We start from the raw sequence: 17,993 nt of genomic DNA, 5'->3' as shown, positions 1-17,993 counted from the left end.
GGATGATTGTTTTCAATTTTTAGCTCATTTATGTATAGGACCAGTAGGAGAAAAAGGAATAAATCATTTTGATGTTTATATCTGTACTCCTGAATGGCTCTGCAAGCACCACTGGTTACCGGAACTGATGCGCCACACGCTTCTGGTGCGTAAATATGATCTGGATGAGATAACAAAGACCATCACAGATCATATCGACCAGTGCGAAGGCAATGACTGGATGGAGATAGCGCAAAAGCTCTCCCGCGTCTTTGCCTGGGAATATGAAGATTACCAGCCTTGATACAGAAACCCCGGCCATTGGCCGGGGTTCTTACTTTTAAGCACTCAACCCCGCCGTTCTGCGCCTGACGATGATCACATTCGGCGTGGGTATGATATCCACATCCTCCGCCCGGCTGATGCCGAGTTCGGTTATCGGCAGCATGGCAGCGGCGGACAAAAACCGCCTCGACACCGGCACGCTGGGCTTTAGCAATATCGAAAACCGGGCCGAGTACGAGGTTGAGCACCAGAGCGTGGGCATCAGCTCGGGCGGCAACATCGGCGGGCAGTTCGTGGGCAACGTAGCCAACAGCCTGCTGGTTGGGGTGAACGGCAGCGGCAGCGACAGCTCGACCACCAGGTCGGCGGTGTCAGACGGCAGCCTCATTATTCGCGACCCGAATAAACAGACACAGAACGTCGATGAACTGAGTCGCGACGTGGAACACGCCAACCAGACGCTTTCGCCGATATTTGATAAGGAGAAGGAGCAAAACCGGCTGAAGGAAGCGCAACTGATAGGCGAGATAGGGACGCAGGCGATGGATATCGCCAGGACGCAGGGGAAAATCGAGGCGACGAAGGCTGGCAAGGCAGAGCTTGAGAAACACGGCGTTCAGCAGCCGGGTAAAGATGCGACGAAGGAAGAGCGAGCGGCCTATGATAAAGCCCTGACGGAAACGGCAGGTTATAAAACAGCGCAGCAGAAATGGGGCACGGGGAGCGCCATTCAGCAGGGATTACAGGCCGCGACGGCAGCGGTTCAGGGCTTAGCGGGCGGCGACATGGCGAAAGCGTTGGCGGGAGCCAGTGCGCCGTATCTGGCTGAAGTGATCCACAATATGACCACCAGTCAAGACGGTAAAACCGTCAATACCGAAGCCAATCTGATGGCACATGCCGTGGTGGGTGCCGTGGTTGCCCAAATCAGCGGCAACGGCGCGTTGGCAGGAGCATCGGGTGCGGTGGCGGGCGAGTATATTGCCCAGCAGATGTATCCGGGGGTTGATCGGGAGAATTTGAGCGAAGAGCAGCGTCAGACCATCAGTGCGCTGTCGACGCTGGCGGCGGGTCTTGCCGGTGGGTTGGCGGGAGACAGCTCGGCAGATACGGTGGCGGGTGCGCAGGCTGGTAAGAATGCGTCCGAGAATAATGCGCTGAGTTCCACACAGGCGCTGGCCTTCGATAAAGAACTGTCGGACTGTCGCAAATCCGGTGGTGACTGCCAGGCTGTCATCGACAAATGGAAGCAAGTCAGCGACAAGCAGAGCGCGGAAACCGATGACAAGCTGAAAGATAACCCGCTGGAAGCTGTGGTTATTGATAAGGAAGTGGCGCAGGGCGGTATAGATATGGCGCAGCGTCCAGCCTGGCTGGATAACATCGGTGCTGATGTGATGACCGATGAACAGGCTAAAGCCTATGTCCAGTACTGGAATGCTCAAGATCTGACGAATATTGACGTAAACAGCCCTGGATGGACGAAGTTCGCTGCTTTTGCCTCAGATCCAGAGAATCAGGCTGCGGTAGCTTCGCTGGGGATGTTGGGTAAAGATCTTATTGTGATAGCAAAAAATAGCTTAGTTACTAAATCTTTGTTTAAAGAAATGGCAACTCAAGGTATTAAATTTACACCTGAAAATGTTGTTAGTGCGGCAAAAGACAATAGCGGGAAAATCATCTTCCTTGAGAAAGGTAATTCTAGCTCAGGGTTACAGCATATTGTAGAAGAGCATGGCAGCCAATTTGCAAAAATAGGCGTTTCTGAGGCACGCATTCCTGATGTGATAATGAAAACTGTCACTGATGGAAAAATAGTTGGTTATCAAGGTACTGGTACTGGCCGTCCAATCTACGAAACTATGATAAATGGTGAGAAATACAACATTGCTGTTACCGTAGGAAATAACGGATATATAGTGGGAGCTAACTTACGAGGCTCGGTAAAATGAAAGAAATAAAATTAATGGCTGATTATCAATGTCATCCATTATGGGGAACAACCCTCGAAGATTTTGGGGATTTATCACCCGAAGAATTACCGATATCTTTGGAATTAAAAAACAGCCTTGGGGAATGGGCTAAACGATATGATGCCCTTCTCAATATGGATGATCCGGCGTCGTCTGGTTTTAAAAGTGAAGAAGAGGCAAAACTGTTTATTGATGATGGTTACAAATTAGCTGAACGCCTTCAGATAGAATTAGGAAGCGCCTATAAAATCACATATCACTCTAATTATTAAGTAATAAGACCCCAACTATTACGGTTGGGGTCTTACTTCTAAGCCCTAAAAACTCCGCCCTCCCGTCGCCGGATAATAATGATCCCCGGCGCGGTGGCGACATCCACATGCCCGGCCTGAGTAATGCCAATCTCGGTCAGCCAGTCGCCACCAATAACCAGCCTCCCATCGTTGTGTACCCAGTCGGCCCCAAGGTCTTGATCGTACTGGCTAGCCTCACATAATGCCTGCCATTCCTGTTCATCGGTCACGGTGGTTACCCACAGCGCCTGTTGTCTGAGCAGAAGCTTAATCGGTGTATCGACAGTAAAACCGTTATCCGTCAGTAAATTGCCGGTGAGGGTTAACTCAGGAAACGGCTGAGCGGTAAAAGTGATGTTCATGTGCTTCTCCTTAAGCGTTCAGCCCGGTTCTGATAACCAAACAACCCTTCTCGGCTGTGATACTCACCGGCTGACCGGTGGTAAATCCGAGTTCTTCCAGCCATTTACCTTTAATCGTCAGCTGCGGGCTGGGGTTGGGCCTGCCGCCGTTGGGGCTATAGCCGACGGTGTAACGACGGGCTTGGGGCTAGTCAAAACACTTAACCGAACCTGCCATGACGGATATCACAATTATAAAACAATGCGTTACGAACTTTCAGCGTTGTATTTATACTGCTGAGTTTGTGGGCATTGCTCTTTAACATTGAGATAAAAACTCAGTATTTTCCCTGAGCGGGGTACTGGCAGCGGCATAAGGTAACTCAGTCACAGCGTGCGCGGCGGGCGCTGCCACCACGGCATTAATGGGCGAAGCGATAAAAAATGCGTTGTATGGTGATACGCCGGTCAGTGAACTGAGCGAAAGCCAGAAACAGACGTTGGTTGCATTGGGCACAGCTGCCGCAGGGCTGGCAGGCTGCCTGACCGGCGGAAGTTCAGCCGATGCGATGGCGGGTGCGCCAGGCAGGTCAGAACGAAATCAGCAATAATATGGTGAGTTATGGCACTGTGTCGCAAATGCTGGCGTAGCAGACACTGAACTCGGCGGCGATGGCCGAAGCGGGTAAAGGTGGCGCGAATGAGCAGGCGGCACTGGCGCTGACCAAAGCGGTGAAGTCGGGACTGGATGCCAGTTGTTTAGCCAATCCTGGCTGTGTGCTGATGGCGATAGTGGCGGCGCAGAATCAGCAACATGCGGATGGAGCAGGCAGTAAAACGGAAACCGTGCCGGTTAATGACGACCTGACCGGCGGTAAACTGGAAAATCCGGCTCAGGATCAAAATAAGGGAATAACGCTAGTTACACCGGATCAGTCGGGCGAACAAGGTGCAAGCAATACCTGTAATACGGATGGTGCGCCTGATGTGGGTGGGAATACTACGACTACGCCTGTTGCGGAGCAGAATCTGGATGATCTGGCTGAAGATAGTAAATATGTTCCTAGCCCCAAACATGCTCTAGGCGGTTGGTGAACACCAATGGATTTAAGTGATTCTAAAGCTCAAGAGGTTTTGAATAATTCTATTCAAGGAGGCAAACAGCGTTATGGCATTAGTGATGGCAAGATTTATGAATTCCAGCCAGATAATGTTGGTGGCTGGCATGGCTACCCTGTACTGGGTACTGAAGAACCACCTAAAGTGTTACGCGAATTTCTTTCTCGTGGTGATATTAGTAAGTCTGAATACAATAAAATGATTAAAGGTAAATAGTAATGAATAAATTGTATTTAGGTTTAATTGAAAAAACATCACAATATGGGTCTCAGTGGGTTGATTTATCAGTAAAAAAAGATGATTCTCTGATCTCCCTCTTTCGTGGGAGGGTAAATATCTCTGAACTTCTTGATTGGTTTAGAGATAACGAGGAGGAAATTAAATCATCTGATTTACCCATAAATGAGCCAAGTAGTGGATCGCTTGCTAAGAAAATACAGCGATTTTATGAGTATGTGGAAATAGAAGATGATGAGATTGTTGATGCGATGTTTGATTATCGTGCGTGTCATTGTCTGAGATTTGCAGCTCGTGGTACTAACTTCCCGGAAATATATATTGGAAAAAAAGTTGATGGTCATGAAATATCTTTATTTACTGATGAGCAAGATTGGCAGTATTTTATCGATATAGATGATTTTTTTCTAATTTGAATTTTTGAGTTCAACCCCGGCCTACGCCGGGGTTCTTACTTTTTAAGCACTCAGCCCCGCCGTTCTGCGCCTGACGATGATCAGATGAGGTGCCGATATTATATCCACATCCTCCGCCCGGCTGATGTCGAGCTGGGTCAGCCAGTCGCCCGCAATCACCAGGCTGCCGTCGTCATGTACCCAGTCGGCCCCAAGATCCTGATCGTACTGGCTGGCCTCGCACAGTGCATCCCAGTCCTGTTGATCGGTCACGGTGGTTACCCACAACGCCTGTTGTCTGAGCAGAAGCTTAATCGGTCTGTCGACAGTAAAACCGTGATCAGTCAGTGATTTGCCGGATAAAATTAGTTCTGGAACGGGGTGCATTGTAAAAGTCATATCCATAGGGTTCTCCTTACGAGTTTAGCCCGGTGCGGATGATAAGACAGCCATTCTTACCGGCTGTCCATGCACGCTACCGCACTGGTGAGCATCACCAGGCACAGCAGCCATGCCAGCGTTTTCCGCATCTTTTTCATCTCGCGCTCCCTGCTTTTTCCAGCGCTCATTCTAACAGCGTTTTTCCCGCTGCCATTACCGCTTTTCATTCGTGGCGCTGAGCTGTCGACTTTGCATGGCGGCACACAACCGGAGCCGCACACCGCCGGCGGGTTTTACTGCGTAGCGGTCGAACTCCAACGTTATGGCAAGAACGGGAGGCTGATAACCACAGAAATAACAAACATATTGACACCACGCGAGGGAGGCAGGATGAGCACAATCCACTTCAGGATAGATGACGAAATCAAGCGCCTGGCGGTGCAGGCAGCAGAGCGGCAGAAGTGAGCCTGACAGAAGTCATGCGGCAGCGGGCGGAAAAATTGGCGGCAGAAGAACGGCAATATCAGGAGACTGGCCTGCTGATAGCCAACGCCACAGATGATAAGTTCGTCAGCATGGTTAGAGAAAATCTCCCGGTCGGCACGAAAGCAGGGAGAACAGAAGACAGCGTAAAAGAGTGGTTCCGCGCTTTCCTTTCATTATCGGGTATGTGACTGAGAATTCCGAGATCCATTTCCTGTGGGTGCTGCACACATCCAGGAAGATAAGCAGCCGCCACCGAAGAGGTTAGTTCCCTGTGAGTGCGGTTGTTCAGTGGACGCTCAGAGCGCGCCGTCATCAAGTCTATCGACCAGGTATGGTTCGCCTCTACAGGCACAACTAATGGAGTGGGGGTGAGGTGAACAATTCTTTGGTTTGGCTCGATCCACAAATTCAATTTGAGTTCGCGATAAATCCGCTAGACGCGTTTATGGTTCCAATAAACGCCTTTAACATTACGCAGAAATAAGAAACACAGGCCAAATCTCCAGCTACGATGCCGTGTCGTTAAATCAATAAGCCAGCCGGATACTGATACCTTTGTCGCTTACTTTTTTTCCAAAGACTCAGGGATATTTTCATCGGCGAATGTAGGCTAATACCAGGCAGATGATTATAACCAAAGCTGTAAAAAGATGATTCCCTGAGAATTGCCTTAAATCTTCAAGGTTTTCGTTTGTGTTATCTTTTAACTTTATGGCAGCATCATTTTTACTCGCTGCTTCAACTTCTATATGATGTTTCTTAAAACCATGCTCTTTTAGTTCGGTTTTTTTTGAATCTGTCAGTTCGATTTTAGGAATAATTTGAACATTTTTATCTTTAACAAAAAATGTGTAAGTTTGCATGTAAATTATTCTCCTAAATAGATGCGCAAAAAATGAGTATTGCGCGTTTGCGTATTGATGAATGATTGCTACAAAATCGGCTTACTGCCGATTAATCCTGCAACTTGAATGATTTAGGATTTAGCACATCCTGTCACTTGCGGATAAGCAGTACAGACCAGTTGCAGTTTGCTTATAGGTTCAAACCCTTTGTCTTGCATACATTTTTGCACCTGCGCGGCGCGCATGATGGTCGGTAAAAAAGGCGTAGATCCCAGCGGATTCGGGTAACCGCATTCGTGCATGACCGGTATCGCCTCTCTTTCGTTTTCTACCACGTGCGAGAAATGCTGTGAAGCGCCTTTTCTCCGCCATGTCACCTGATCGTACTCAGTCATCCCGGTTTCCGGTTTGATATCATAAAAGCCTTTATCCGCATCAAACGGCAGGGCCTCAAGCTCTTTCAGGCTGAGCTGATGTCCGCGTCTTTGTGCAACGCAGGCCGGAAGCTGCGTTCTGACATCGCAAAAATCGAAGCCGCCTTTGTAGGTAAACCCCTGCTTGTGCATACACTGAAAGCGCAGCGCGGTGAAATTGTCCGTTCGTAGGTCACCGTTTTGAACTGATAACCGCATTGGATCATCGCAGCGCGCACACCATCCTTCGTAGTCGAAGGGCGTTGCCACTGCGTATTTTCATAAGGCGGCGGGCAGCCGGTGAGCAGAAACACCGAGGCCAACAGTGTGGGAAGGGTAAACAGGTGTGCTTTGCGTAACATTATTCGTCCTTGTTAATCAGGCCGTCAGGGTTTCTTGTAGCCAGCCGACGCGCATTTCCGGCACCGAACGCAGCAGTTCGCGGGTGTAATCATCCAGCGGTTCAATCAGTGTAGAAGCAACCGGGCCCTGACGCACAATGACGCCCTCTTTCAGTACGGCCACTTCATCCGCAATTTCACGGACAACCTGCAAATCGTGGGTGATAAACAGATACGAAATGCCAGTATCCTGTTGGATTTTGCGCAGCAACGCCAGTACATCGCGCGCCACTAACGGGTCGAGCGCCGACGTCGGTTCGTCACACACAATCAGTTTTGGTTGCGCCGCCAGCGCCCGTGCAATGCAAACTCGTTGCTTCTGGCCGCCTGACAGCGCGGACGGAAAGCGCTCTGCCAGTTCGGCGTGCAGCCCGACCTGTGCCAGCAGCTTGGTGACGCGGGATCCGCGTTTTTTGCGGTTCATGTCAGAAAAGCAGGCCAGTACACGGTCGATCTGACTGCCTACACGCTCTTTCGGATTGAGTGCGGTATCGGGGATCTGATGGATCAGCTGCACATCGCGCAATTGGCGACGGCTGCGCTGCCGCAAACTGGCCGGCAGTATCTGCTGATCCAGACTCACTTCACCGCTCTCCGGGCTGAGTAAACCGCAGATGACTTTACCGAGCGTCGACTTTCCAGAACCGGATTCACCGATCACTGCCAGTGTGCGGCCACGCGGCAGGTTCATCGAGACGTTCTGCAATACCGGCTGAGCATGATAGCGGGCGCTGACATTGCTGATGCGCAGCGCCACCGGTGCTTCACCGGTTTGCGGCGTTTTGCTTTCGGCCTGTGCATGCAATAAACGGCGGGTGTAATCTTGCTGTGGCTGAGCCAGTAGTTGCCCGGTGGCGGCTTGTTCAACGGTTTTACCCTGCTGCAACACCATGATGTGATCACTGATCTGTGCGACGACCGCTAAGTCGTGGCTGATGTAAATCGCCGCCACACCGGAAAGTCGGATCACGTCGCTAATCGCTTTCAGTACGCCCAGCTGGGTGGTGACGTCCAGAGCCGTGGTCGGTTCATCGAAAATCAGTAATTCGGGGCCAGCGCACATTGCCATCGCAATCATCGCACGCTGTAACTGCCCGCCGGAAACCTGATGCGGATAGCGCTGATAAAACTGCTGCGGTTGCGGCAAACCGAGTAACTCAAACAGCTCAATTGCCTTAGCCTGTGCCTGCTGGCGATCGTAAACCTTATGCTTAAGCGCGGCTTCAATCACCTGTTCACCCAGCGTGATAGCCGGGTTAAACGCCGCACCGGCGGACTGCGCGACATACGCAATATGTCGTCCGCGCACTTGCCGTAAACGACGTTCTGAAAGTTCCGTCAGCTCCTGTCCGTTGAATCGAATACTGCCGGACTGAATATGCATCCCCTGACGGCAATGGCCGAGGATCGCCAGCCCGATGGTTGATTTGCCTGCACCAGATTCGCCGATAAGTCCGAGGACTTCGCCACGTCTGACAGTAAAAGAGACGTCATCTACCAGCGTGCTCGGGTGTTTACCGTCCGAGACCACCCGCAGATGCGCGACGGTCAGTAAATCATTTTGCACGGAAGTGTCACTCATGCTTTTCTCCCCCAGACGCGCGTAGTCCCGCTCATCAGCCAGTCCGCCACGGCGTTCACCGCCAGCGCCAGCACGGCAATAGCACCGCCCGGAATCAATGCCGCCCAGACGCCAAACAGAATGCCGTCTTTGTTATCACGCGCCAATCCGCCCCAGTCTGCGGTAGGTGGTTGAATGCCCAAACCGAGGAAAGAGAGCGCCGAGAGGAACAACAGAATAAAGATAAAACGCAGGCCGAATTCGGCGATCAGCGTCTGTAAGGCGTTGGGTAGAATCACATGCCAGAGGATCCAGGCGAGGCTTTCGCCCCGCAGGCGTGCCACATCGACAAACTCCATCACGCCGATATCCACCGCCAGCGAACGCGCCACGCGCAGCACGCGGGTGGACTCCAGCAGGCCGAGGACCAATGTCAGCACCGGAATGGTTTTCGGCAGCACCGCCAGTACCAGCAGCGCCAGAATCAGCGTCGGGATCGCCATCACAACATCGTTACAGCGGGAAATCACCTGATCCACCCAGCCGCCCCGCAGACCGGCAATAAAACCCAGCGTACAGCCGACCGCAAAGGCTACCAGCGCCGCCAGTGCGGTGACTCCCAGGGAAATACGGGTGCCCCATATCAGACGCGATAATAGATCGCGCCCGAGATTGTCAGTGCCAAGAAGGGTGTTCGGGCCCGGTAAATCCCATGACATGCCGAGCGTCTGGTCCGGCGCATGCGGCGCGAGCCAGGGTGCAAAAATCGCGATAAGAATAAAGCAACTCAGCACCAGCAGGCCGAGTATCGAAGCGGGTTTTAGTAAAGACAAAGCAGGCATTGCAGCAATTCCTAAGATTTAGCGGTTGTGGCGTAAACGCGGATTGGCGACCAGCGCCATCACATCCGCCAGCAAATTCAGCAGGATATAAATCCCCGCCAGCAACAGCGCGCAGTCCTGCATCACCGGAATATCACGTTTGCTGATACTGTCGACCATGTATTGCCCCAGCCCCGGATAGACAAATACGTTCTCGACAATCACCACACCCACCATCAGATAAGCCAGATTGATTGCCACGACGTTAATGATCGGGCCTATCGCGTTCGGTAATACGTGACGCCACAAAATGCGCGACGGCGACAGTCCCTTGAGCAGGGCGGTATCGACATACGCGGAGCTTTGCGCGGCAATCAGTGCGGCGCGGGTCATGTTGCTCATGTGCCCGAGGATCGCCAGCACCAGCGTGGCGCACGGCAGCGAAATAGCCGAAAGTTTGGCGCTGAATGACATCTCCGTCGTTATGCTGCTGTTGCTTGGTGCCCACGCCAGCGTAATAGCGAAAATCAGGATCAGCAGATAGCCGGAGAAGAATTCCGGCAGGGCGACGGTAGCGCGGGTGACGGCGTTGAGCAGCGTGTCGATCAGACTGCCGTGATAGCGCACCGAGATGAAGCCGATGGCCAACGCCAGCGGCACGGCGATGGCAGCAGTACATCCGGCCAGAAACAGCGTGTTTTCCAGACGCGTAAACAGCGGGCCGCTGATGGCTTCGCGCGTAGAGAAACTGGTGCCAAAATCGCCGTGGAGGATGCCAAATAGCCAGCTCAGATAACGGCTGATCGCCGGTTGGTCCAGTCCCAGTTGTAAATTCAGTTCACGGATAGCGTCCGGCGTGGCGCTCTGGCCAAGGATCGCCGTCGCGGCGTTGCCCGGTAACAGTTGCACACCGGCGAAAATCAGCACGGAAACGGCGAGTACGATCAGTACGCCGTACAGCAGGCGTACCAGTACCATGCTCAGCAGGCCTGAGCGACGTTGCGAAAAACGGCCCGCAGGCCGTTGTGTCGTTTTTTGTGAAGACAAATCTGACATTATTTTACCCGGTTCAGCCTTCGATCCAGACTTTCTCTGCTGCGCGGTTGCCACTCAGCGGCATACCCGGAACGGAGGTGAACCCTTTGATTTTTGAAGAACAGCCGTCGAGTGCGTCGGCATACAGCGGGATGATCTCGCTGCCCTGATCAACCAGCATTACCTGAATATCGTGATAAATCTGCTTGCGGCGTGCTTCGTCAGGTTCACCGCGCGCGGCTTTCACCATCGCGTCAAAGGCCGGAACGTGCCACGCCGATTCGTTCCACGAAGACTGGCTGGTGAAGACCAGAGAAAGCAGTGCATCGGCAGTTGGACGATTGGCCCAGTTCGACGACACAAACACTTTCTTCTGCCAGATATCGTTCCAGAACGCATCGTCCGGCACACGTACGACATTGAGGTTGATGCCGGCTTTGGCGGCTGATTGCTGATAAAGCTGGCCGGCATCGACCGCACCGGGGAAACCCGCGTCGGCAACGTTAAGCGTCAGCGGACCGCTGAAACCAGATTTCTTCCAGTGGAACTGTGCTTTTTCAGGATCATACGGACGCTGCGGGATGTCTTTGGCAAAGTAACGGTTCGACGGGAAAATGGGATTGTCGTTTGCCACGCTGGCGTAACCGCCGAGCACGGTATCAATAATTTGCTGGCGGTCGATGGCGTATTTCAGCGCCAGACGGCCGTCGACGTTGTCGAACGGTGCCAGATTAGACAGCCCCGGGAAGGTGTAAATCATGCTGTCTTTGGCGCGCACCAGTTTCAGGTTCGGCATACGCTCGATGCGGCTGACAATGCGCGGATTCACACGGTTGATCAGCTGCGCTGAACCGCTGACCAGCGCCGCGACGCGGGCGGTCGAATCATTCATCGCCAGCGTTTCGACGGAGTCGACATGGCCGCGTTCGCTGTTCCAGTAATTCGGGTTGCGCTTAGTCAGCGTGGTGACACCCGGCTGGAATTTTTCCAGAATAAATGCGCCGGTGCCGATGCCTTTGTCGAAGTTTTCGTTTTCAGCCGTAATAGCGAAATGCACCGCGCTGAGCAGCCAGACGAATTCGACATCCGGCGCCGTCAATTTGATGGTGACTTCATGTTCGCCGGTGGCTTCAATCGAGCTGGCGGTGTCGAGATAACCTTTCACCGGTGAGGTGGATTTTTCGCCACGGTGGTGATTCAGGGAATACACCACGTCTTTAGCACCCAGCGAACGGCCATCGTGGAACTGCACACCCTGACGGATCTTCAGCACCCAGGTTTTACTGCCGTCGGTCGATGCCCAGGACTCGGCCAGCGAGGGTGCAAGTTTGGCGTTTTCGTCGATTTCTACCAGGTTGTTAAACATCTGCGAACCGACAAAGTACATGTAGGTTTCGAACCAGAATGCCGGATCCAGACGGTCGGTGCTGGAGGCGTTATCGACACCTACCACTAAGTGACCGCCTTTCTTCGGTTTTTCGGCTTCAGCGGCAAAAGCCTTGCCCAGCCACGAAGAATGGGTAGCCGCAGCGATGGACAGTGCCCCCGCACTTTTAATAAATGAACGACGATCAATCATGTTTTTCCCCTGTCAGCCCTAAAGGTTTGGTGATAATGCCGGGTGTTGTTATGCGTTTTTTTTAGTGAATGCCTGTTTCAGCGCGGCAATGTGTTCCGGCCCGATGCCGCAGCAGCCACCGACCATGGTTGCGCCCTGTGCCACCCACGCTTTGGCGAAGTCGAGATAGCCGGCAGGGTCGGTGTCCTGACGCATTTTACTCAAACCTTCGTTTGCGCCGCGTTGGTTATCGGAAGGCTCGAAGGCGTTGGCATAAACACCGATATCCAGTGCACAGTGGTGAGTCTTCAACGCGCCTCTGGCCGCCTGAACCGCAGCGGCCATCACTTCCGGGCGGCTACAGTTGAACAGCACGGCGCTGGCGGATAAGCGCAGCGCAGCGTCGACCGCCAGCGCAATGGATTCACCTGAGCGCAGCAGCGGCAGACCCTGTTCATCGAGTTGGTCCTGTAAAGTAAACGAGAACCACAGTGGACGCGGGTCATCGCCCAGTACGTCACGTACGGTTTCCACTTCGGCAACGGAACTTTGTGTTTCTGCCAGCCAGATGTCGACGTGGTCTGTCAGGTTATTCACCAGCACGTGCAGCAATTTTTTAGCCGCGGCGGGCTCGAACAGATCCGGGCGATAAGAGCCCAGGACCGGGGGAAGAGAACCGGCGACACTGACCTGCGTGGGGGCGGCATCCGCCGCTTCACGCGCAAGCTTACCGGACAGTGCGATTAACGCTGCGCCGCGCTCGGCAAAAACCGCTTCGCTGATATGAAATGGCACCACGGCATAGCTGTTGGTGGTGATCACCTGAGAACCTGCGGCGATAAAGGCGTCATGTGCGGCGCGGACAAACTCCGGCGACTCCATCAGCGCCAGCGCTGACCACTCAGGCTGACGGAAAGGTGCGCCCATGCGGGCCAGTTCACGGCCCATGCCGCCATCGAGTATTTTAACGTTATTGATCATTGTGTTGCCACCTGGTGTTTTCTTATCCGAATCAACATGTAAATCGGCAGGAACCGTGAGATGACACCACTTTACAAAACGAACGTTTAGATGTCTAGATTTCTTAATGGCTAAACCATGCAAAAAACATTCATTGTATTTTCTTCTTCCGCAACCGACTCACGCTGATCGCCATCGCCAGCAAGGTGGCTATCACCGCCACCCACAGACTTAACTGTACGGCATGCCCTTCCTGTACCGCACCTTTCGCGGCGTATATTGACAGAATCACGCCGACAAACGCGGTGCCCAGACATTGGCCAAAGGTGCGCATGATGGCCAGCACGCCGGAAGCATAGCCACTGTTCTCACGCGATGCGTTCGACAACATTTCGCGGTTGTTCGGGCTTTGAAAACAACCAAATCCTATGCCGCATATCAGGCTGCGAAGGCCGATGTCCCAGGCTTGAGGATGCTCTGGAAGTTGCGCCAGCAGTATCAGCCCGAGGGCAAATACGCTTAATCCGATGGTCGAAATGATGGCCGCCGGATAGCGGTCTGCCAGGCGCCCGGCGTGCGGCGCTGCCAGAATAATTCCGATCGGCCACGGCGTGAAAAGCAGCGCTGAATAGAATGCACTGTAGCCATAGACGCTCTGAAACAGGAAGGGGAGTGCCACGAAGGTAATGCCCTGGCTAACGAAGGAGGCCAGTGAAGTGAGCGCAGCCAGCGAAAAGCGGGAAGAAGCAAACATGTTAAGCGGCAGAAGCGGTTTCGGTGCGCGGCGCTGACGCCAGATAAAGCCTACGCCGGCAATCACGGCAATCAGCCCGTAGGTCAAGGCGGTGACGACATCGCCCGTTCCCGTATGTGAAAAGGCGTCTGCTGCCATGATTAACGCTCCCAGCAGCACAGCAGACAGTACGGCGCCGGCAAAATCGAACGCTTCACGCCCCGAAGCGGGGTTGTTGGGGATCACGCGCAAGGTCAAAATCAGCGCAATAATCCCTAATGGAATATTAATCGCGAACAACCACTGCCAGCTCATCGCCGACAAAATTGTCCCGCCAAGCACCGGCGCAACGGCGGTACTTGTGCCAATCATTAGCGCATTCAGGCCCAGGATTCGGCCCAGCAGGCGGTTGGGAAATACCGATCTGAGGATCGCCGGGCCGATGCTCAGCGTGGCTGCACCGCCGATACCCTGCAATACACGCATAGCGATCAGCATATCCAGCGACGAGGAGAGCGCGCAGCCCACCGATGCCAGCGTGAACACGCTGAGGCCCAGAGTAAACAGTGCACGGAAACCGAACTTGCTGGCGAGCGCGGCAAAGATCGCCAGCGTCATGGCCGCAGACAGCAGATAGCCGTTGGACACCCAGACTGTTGAACCAGCGGAAACGTTCAGCGTCCGCGCAATTTGCGGCAAGGCGATGTTGACCATCGAACCGTCGAAGACCGCCATGGTAGTCATCGTCATCACGGCGGCCATCGCTAAGCCGCGTTCGCGGCCCGGCAGCCCTTCGTCACCCGGCTGGTCTGAAAATAATGCCATCTGTTTATGCTCTCTTAATATTGTTCAGTTACGTCACTATAGCCATGCGCGACATAGGGCGGAAGACGCAGTATTTGCACTTAATACCTGCATCAAACGCCTTCTCCCCATTTTCAGACTGCGTTACACTGCGGTATGACTGAACCCGATCTGAACTTACTTATTGCGCTCGACGTCCTCCTTGCTGAAGGCAGTGTGGCGGGCGCTGCCCGTCGTTTAGGGTTGAGTCCCTCGGCCATGAGCCGGACGCTGAGCCGTCTGAGGACAACGACTGGCGATCCGCTGCTGGTGCGGGCGGGGAGAAATATGGTATTGACGCCTTATGCCGAAGATATCCGTGAGCGCACGCAGAGTGCCGCACTGGAAGCCCGCGCTTTACTTCGGCCTTCTGTGTCGATGCTTAATTTACCGACGCTCGAGCGGACATTTATCCTCCGTTCCAACGATGGTTTTGTGCTGGCGTTTGGCGCAGCGCTGATCGCGGAAGTGGCTGCGGCCGCACCTTTAGTGTGCCTGCGTTTTGCACCCAAACCTGAAAAAAGTTCAACACATTTGCGGGAAGGGCGGGTCGATCTCGAAATTGGTGTATTAGGCGGCATGGGGCCGGAGATCCGCATACAGACACTCTTCAGGGACCGTTTTGTTGGCGTGGTAAGAAAGGGCCATCCGCTTGAGGGTAAAACGGTCATCACCGCCGCTGACTACGCGTCCTGTGGGCATGTTGTCGTTTCGCGCCGTGCCAGCACTCACGGCCCGGTGGATGACGCGCTGGCGGAATCAGGTTTAACGCGCAAAATCGCCGCTGTCGTCCCCGGTTTCTCTGCCGCGCTGGCTATCGCTCAGGCTTCTGATCTGGTGGCGTTAGTCCCGGCATCTTTCCTCATCAGTCAGATGGTTGTCAAAAGAGATGACGTTCCCGCCCGGCTCTGGGTTTTCGAGCTGCCGGTAAAAACCCGCGAAATCACCATATCCCAGATGTGGCACCCGCGCTCAGAAGTGGATCCGGCACACCGCTGGCTGCGTCAGTTGGTACTGAGCGTTTGTCGGCAGAAGGTATTTGGTCAGGCAAATTAAGAATAAACGCTACTCAGCTTCCAGATAATGTTTGAGCGTCATACGCAGATCGGGCGTTAGCTCTTTGATGTTTCTCAGCATCCAGCGTAAATACATTGGGTCATCTTGTGCGATTTCCTCAATTTTCTTACCCCGGTATTTGCCGAACATCATTGTGGTGACCAGTGCGGGACGTCCGGTAATGCCCACCATCTCTTCTGACGTCCAGCCTGACTCATCCATGATGCGGATAAGTAATGCGGCGGTGATATAGCAGTCAAAAAGCGCCCGGTGATGATGCAGCTCAGGAGGGGTTTTCACATTGAGCTTGAGGGATTTGTACAACGCCATGTTGCTGTATTTGATCCCCGGCCACAGGCGACGCGCAAGTTTGACGGTGCAAATCCAATCGCCCGGCATCTCCGGCAGCATACGCTGGTCGAAACTGGCGTTGTGAGCAACATAATAAGGGCTGCCGTGGTAACGGGGGATCACCTCTTCAATCCATGGTTGGTCGGCCACCATCGCCTCAGTGATGTTGTGGATGGCCATCGCCTGATGGCTGATAGGGCGATCGGGACGCACCAAATCACTCATCGGGTTGACGATGTTACCCTCCACAATATCGACAGAGGCAACTTCTACTACACCACCTTGCAATCCGCAGGTTTCCGTATCAATAACACGCAACATATTTCACTCCAGAGGTCACCGGACGCTTGTCAGATAGTTAGCCAGATCCTAATTTATCTAGCCGGTTAGTTCAATCAGGGGAGTACCAGCGTGATAACGGCGACCGGCCTCTCTCCTGACAAGCAGATGCCTGGATTATGCCCACACAATCACTCCGCCTATTTCTTGTGCAGATCACACTTCGGCCTGCTTTCGTGAAAATGCTCACATTCTCCCGTGCAGATGCCCAAACATCAGGCAAAATTTTCGGCTTTTAGCCGTGGAAATGTGCAAATAAAGCCGCTAACTTCTATATTGAAACGCTATTTTATTAATGTTGAGTTGCCGTTTCAATGAAGTGTGCGTGTGCTCACAAAAACGACGGATCGCGCAATTCAGGAGCGCCCTGACGGGTATTAATTCTCTCAGTAATGGCAGGTATCGCTGTGAAAATAAGTTCTATTGATGTCTCTGTTTTTACTTATCCGACCCGCCGTGTCTCTGACAGCGCGGGTCATTCCCACCCGGGTGAAGAAAGTCAGGCAAAAATGGCCATGCTGACCATCACCACTGACGAAGGCGATTGCGGGTATTCGTTCGCGCCGCCGGAAGTGGTGCGGCCGCACGTTGTGAATGCATTCTTTCGAAAAGTTTTGATTGGCCAGAATCCTTTCGACCGCGAGCGGCTTTGGCAGGATCTGGTTCACTGGCAGCGCGGCAGTGCGCACCAACTGACCGAGCGCGCGCTGTCGTTCGTTGAGCAGGCGCTGTGGGATCTGATTGGCCGCAAGCTGAACATGCCTGTGCACAAACTGCTGGGCGGATTCCGCGAAAAAGTCCCGGCGTATGGCAGCACCATGTGCGGTGACGAGCTGAAGGGCGGGCTGTCGACGCCGGATGAGTTTGGTCAGTTTGCCGAAAAGCTGGTGGCGCGCGGCTATCAGGCTATCAAACTGCACACATGGATGCCGCCGGTGGCGTTCGCGCCAGATCCGAAAATAGACATCAAAGCTTGCGCTGCCGTGCGTGAAGCGGTCGGGCCAGACATTGAACTGATGCTCGACGGCTATCACTGGTATAGCCGTAGCCAGGCGCTGACCATCGGCAAAGCACTGGAGAAACTCAACTTCGCCTGGTTCGAGGAACCGATGGAAGAAGAGAGCATGGCGTCTTATGCCTGGCTGGCGGAAAACCTGTCGATCGATGTGATCGGGCCGGAAAGTCTGGGCGGCAAACACCACAGCCGCGCGGATTGGGTAAAAGCCGGAGCCTGTGACATTTTGCGCGCCGGTGCTAACGGCGTCGGCGGCATCTCGCCGTGCATGAAGGTCGCCAGTCTGGCGGAAGCGTTCGGCATGGACTGCGAAGTTCACGGCAACGGCGCGGCCAGCCTGGCGGTGGTCGGTGCGATCCGCAACTGCCGTTGGTACGAACGTGGCCTGCTACATCCGTTTCTTGAATATGACGAACCTGCTGCTTATATGAACAGCATTGTTGACCCAATGGATGAGCAGGGTTTTGTTCATCTTTCTAACCGCCCTGGCCTCGGAGAGGACATCAATTTTGACTACATAGAAACCCATACCGTCAGCCGAGACTGACCTGCGGGCAGAATAAAATAATAAAC

19 protein-coding genes and 4 pseudogenes are annotated in these 17,993 nt (G+C 53.5%); 10 read left to right on the top strand and 13 right to left on the bottom strand.

Annotated elements, in window-relative coordinates; genetic code table 11:
• The 3 genes from ACMV8I_RS15640 to ACMV8I_RS15630 form a co-directional block, all read left to right on the top strand.
• Positions 1 to 283 (top strand): immunity 8 family protein (locus ACMV8I_RS15640; protein ID WP_498866128.1); only part of this gene is annotated, 283 nt, incomplete at its 5' end.
• A gap of 85 nt (positions 284 to 368) precedes the next feature.
• Entirely contained in the window at positions 369 to 2,216 is a 1,848-nt protein-coding gene (locus ACMV8I_RS15635; RefSeq protein WP_498866136.1) for a VENN motif pre-toxin domain-containing protein, read from the top strand.
• Positions 2,213 to 2,509: an immunity protein CdiI family protein gene (locus ACMV8I_RS15630; protein WP_498866127.1), complete on the top strand. Its 297-nt coding sequence runs from the start codon at positions 2,213 to 2,215 to the stop codon at positions 2,507 to 2,509. Before ACMV8I_RS15635 ends, ACMV8I_RS15630 begins: the two co-directional genes overlap by 4 nt.
• A 38-nt stretch (positions 2,510 to 2,547) precedes the next feature.
• Here ACMV8I_RS15630 and ACMV8I_RS15625 read toward each other — a convergent pair whose 3' ends face one another.
• Positions 2,548 to 2,892, bottom strand: a complete 345-nt coding sequence (locus ACMV8I_RS15625) for a hypothetical protein (protein WP_498866126.1) — start codon at positions 2,890 to 2,892, stop codon at positions 2,548 to 2,550.
• Positions 2,893 to 2,902: 10 nt separating this feature from the next.
• Positions 2,903 to 3,079: pseudogene (locus ACMV8I_RS15620) on the bottom strand (SymE family type I addiction module toxin); the annotation flags it as partial.
• 217 nt (positions 3,080 to 3,296) lie between these two features.
• On the opposite strand from ACMV8I_RS15620, the gene ACMV8I_RS15615 reads away from it, so the two are divergent.
• The 4 genes from ACMV8I_RS15615 (at position 3,297) to ACMV8I_RS15600 (ending at position 4,643) form a co-directional block, all read left to right on the top strand.
• Complete coding sequence (locus tag ACMV8I_RS15615) at positions 3,297 to 3,482, top strand: VENN motif pre-toxin domain-containing protein (protein ID WP_498866125.1); 186 nt, start codon at positions 3,297 to 3,299, stop codon at positions 3,480 to 3,482.
• A gap of 61 nt (positions 3,483 to 3,543) precedes the next feature.
• Positions 3,544 to 3,966, top strand: coding sequence for a hypothetical protein (locus ACMV8I_RS15610; protein WP_498866124.1), 423 nt, complete (start codon positions 3,544 to 3,546; stop codon positions 3,964 to 3,966).
• A gap of 6 nt (positions 3,967 to 3,972) precedes the next feature.
• Positions 3,973 to 4,206 (top strand): hypothetical protein, encoded by a 234-nt coding sequence (locus ACMV8I_RS15605; RefSeq protein ID WP_498866123.1) that lies wholly within the window; start codon positions 3,973 to 3,975, stop codon positions 4,204 to 4,206.
• A 2-nt stretch (positions 4,207 to 4,208) separates the two neighbouring features.
• Positions 4,209 to 4,643, top strand: coding sequence for a hypothetical protein (locus tag ACMV8I_RS15600; RefSeq protein WP_498866122.1), 435 nt, complete (start codon positions 4,209 to 4,211; stop codon positions 4,641 to 4,643).
• 42 nt (positions 4,644 to 4,685) lie between these two features.
• Here the strand turns inward: ACMV8I_RS15600 and ACMV8I_RS15595 are convergent, their stop codons facing one another.
• Positions 4,686 to 5,027 (bottom strand): hypothetical protein, encoded by a 342-nt coding sequence (locus tag ACMV8I_RS15595; protein WP_498866121.1) that lies wholly within the window; start codon positions 5,025 to 5,027, stop codon positions 4,686 to 4,688.
• 366 nt (positions 5,028 to 5,393) lie between these two features.
• Here ACMV8I_RS15595 and ACMV8I_RS15590 point away from each other — a divergent pair.
• Positions 5,394 to 5,533, top strand: a pseudogene (locus ACMV8I_RS15590) (damage-inducible protein J); the annotation flags it as partial.
• A gap of 266 nt (positions 5,534 to 5,799) precedes the next feature.
• Here the strand turns inward: ACMV8I_RS15590 and ACMV8I_RS15585 are convergent.
• From ACMV8I_RS15585 to ACMV8I_RS15545, 9 genes and pseudogenes are all read right to left on the bottom strand, one after another.
• Positions 5,800 to 6,036: pseudogene (locus ACMV8I_RS15585) on the bottom strand (IS3 family transposase); the annotation flags it as partial.
• Positions 6,037 to 6,082: 46 nt separating this feature from the next.
• Complete coding sequence (locus ACMV8I_RS15580; RefSeq protein ID WP_498866120.1) at positions 6,083 to 6,352, bottom strand: hypothetical protein; 270 nt, start codon at positions 6,350 to 6,352, stop codon at positions 6,083 to 6,085.
• A gap of 113 nt (positions 6,353 to 6,465) precedes the next feature.
• Positions 6,466 to 7,109 (bottom strand): annotated as a pseudogene (locus ACMV8I_RS15575) (hypothetical protein).
• Positions 7,110 to 7,125: 16 nt separating this feature from the next.
• Positions 7,126 to 8,730: an ABC transporter ATP-binding protein gene (locus ACMV8I_RS15570; RefSeq protein WP_498866119.1), complete on the bottom strand. Its 1,605-nt coding sequence runs from the start codon at positions 8,728 to 8,730 to the stop codon at positions 7,126 to 7,128.
• Positions 8,727 to 9,551, bottom strand: a complete 825-nt coding sequence (locus ACMV8I_RS15565; RefSeq protein WP_498866118.1) for an ABC transporter permease — start codon at positions 9,549 to 9,551, stop codon at positions 8,727 to 8,729. The genes ACMV8I_RS15570 and ACMV8I_RS15565 overlap by 4 nt, the downstream gene beginning before the upstream one ends.
• 18 nt (positions 9,552 to 9,569) lie before the next feature.
• Positions 9,570 to 10,508 (bottom strand): ABC transporter permease, encoded by a 939-nt coding sequence (locus ACMV8I_RS15560; RefSeq protein WP_498866135.1) that lies wholly within the window; start codon positions 10,506 to 10,508, stop codon positions 9,570 to 9,572.
• A 91-nt stretch (positions 10,509 to 10,599) separates the two neighbouring features.
• Entirely contained in the window at positions 10,600 to 12,141 is a 1,542-nt protein-coding gene (locus ACMV8I_RS15555; protein ID WP_498866134.1) for an ABC transporter substrate-binding protein, read from the bottom strand.
• A 51-nt stretch (positions 12,142 to 12,192) separates the two neighbouring features.
• Positions 12,193 to 13,104 (bottom strand): homocysteine S-methyltransferase family protein, encoded by a 912-nt coding sequence (locus tag ACMV8I_RS15550; RefSeq protein WP_498866117.1) that lies wholly within the window; start codon positions 13,102 to 13,104, stop codon positions 12,193 to 12,195.
• Between the two features lie 130 nt (positions 13,105 to 13,234).
• Positions 13,235 to 14,641, bottom strand: a complete 1,407-nt coding sequence (locus ACMV8I_RS15545; protein WP_498866116.1) for an MFS transporter — start codon at positions 14,639 to 14,641, stop codon at positions 13,235 to 13,237.
• Between the two features lie 135 nt (positions 14,642 to 14,776).
• Between ACMV8I_RS15545 and ACMV8I_RS15540 the strand changes: the two genes are divergently transcribed.
• A complete protein-coding gene (locus tag ACMV8I_RS15540) occupies positions 14,777 to 15,715 on the top strand; it encodes a LysR family transcriptional regulator (RefSeq protein ID WP_498866115.1) in 939 nt (312 codons plus the stop codon).
• A gap of 9 nt (positions 15,716 to 15,724) precedes the next feature.
• On the opposite strand, the gene exoX is transcribed toward ACMV8I_RS15540, so the two are convergent.
• Positions 15,725 to 16,387, bottom strand: a complete 663-nt coding sequence (gene exoX, locus ACMV8I_RS15535; RefSeq protein ID WP_498866114.1) for an exodeoxyribonuclease X — start codon at positions 16,385 to 16,387, stop codon at positions 15,725 to 15,727.
• 425 nt (positions 16,388 to 16,812) lie between these two features.
• Between exoX and ACMV8I_RS15530 the strand changes: the two genes are divergently transcribed.
• Positions 16,813 to 17,967 carry a mandelate racemase family protein gene (locus ACMV8I_RS15530; protein WP_498866113.1) on the top strand — a complete coding sequence of 385 codons (1,155 nt, stop codon included), beginning with the start codon at positions 16,813 to 16,815 and terminating at the stop codon, positions 17,965 to 17,967.
• The last annotated feature ends 26 nt before the right edge of the window (positions 17,968 to 17,993 follow it).

Source organism: Ewingella sp. S1.OA.A_B6 (assembly GCF_049889095.1).
GTDB lineage: Bacteria > Pseudomonadota > Gammaproteobacteria > Enterobacterales > Enterobacteriaceae > Ewingella.
Note: the sequence above shows the minus strand (reverse complement) of the source record. Positions and strands in the feature narration are given on the sequence as shown.

Coding starts and splice junctions, on each gene's coding strand:
- ACMV8I_RS15615 (WP_498866125.1), top strand. CDS start 3,297: ATGGGCGAAGCGATAAAAAATGCGTTGTATGGTGATACGCCGGTCAGT.
- ACMV8I_RS15570 (WP_498866119.1), bottom strand. CDS start 8,730: ATGAGTGACACTTCCGTGCAAAATGATTTACTGACCGTCGCGCATCTG.
- ACMV8I_RS15540 (WP_498866115.1), top strand. CDS start 14,777: ATGACTGAACCCGATCTGAACTTACTTATTGCGCTCGACGTCCTCCTT.
- ACMV8I_RS15605 (WP_498866123.1), top strand. CDS start 3,973: ATGGATTTAAGTGATTCTAAAGCTCAAGAGGTTTTGAATAATTCTATT.
- exoX (WP_498866114.1), bottom strand. CDS start 16,387: ATGTTGCGTGTTATTGATACGGAAACCTGCGGATTGCAAGGTGGTGTA.
- ACMV8I_RS15580 (WP_498866120.1), bottom strand. CDS start 6,352: ATGCAAACTTACACATTTTTTGTTAAAGATAAAAATGTTCAAATTATT.
- ACMV8I_RS15550 (WP_498866117.1), bottom strand. CDS start 13,104: ATGATCAATAACGTTAAAATACTCGATGGCGGCATGGGCCGTGAACTG.
- ACMV8I_RS15565 (WP_498866118.1), bottom strand. CDS start 9,551: ATGCCTGCTTTGTCTTTACTAAAACCCGCTTCGATACTCGGCCTGCTG.
- ACMV8I_RS15625 (WP_498866126.1), bottom strand. CDS start 2,892: ATGAACATCACTTTTACCGCTCAGCCGTTTCCTGAGTTAACCCTCACC.
- ACMV8I_RS15610 (WP_498866124.1), top strand. CDS start 3,544: ATGGCCGAAGCGGGTAAAGGTGGCGCGAATGAGCAGGCGGCACTGGCG.
- ACMV8I_RS15595 (WP_498866121.1), bottom strand. CDS start 5,027: ATGGATATGACTTTTACAATGCACCCCGTTCCAGAACTAATTTTATCC.
- ACMV8I_RS15560 (WP_498866135.1), bottom strand. CDS start 10,508: ATGGTACTGGTACGCCTGCTGTACGGCGTACTGATCGTACTCGCCGTT.
- ACMV8I_RS15630 (WP_498866127.1), top strand. CDS start 2,213: ATGAAAGAAATAAAATTAATGGCTGATTATCAATGTCATCCATTATGG.
- ACMV8I_RS15600 (WP_498866122.1), top strand. CDS start 4,209: ATGAATAAATTGTATTTAGGTTTAATTGAAAAAACATCACAATATGGG.
- ACMV8I_RS15545 (WP_498866116.1), bottom strand. CDS start 14,641: ATGGCATTATTTTCAGACCAGCCGGGTGACGAAGGGCTGCCGGGCCGC.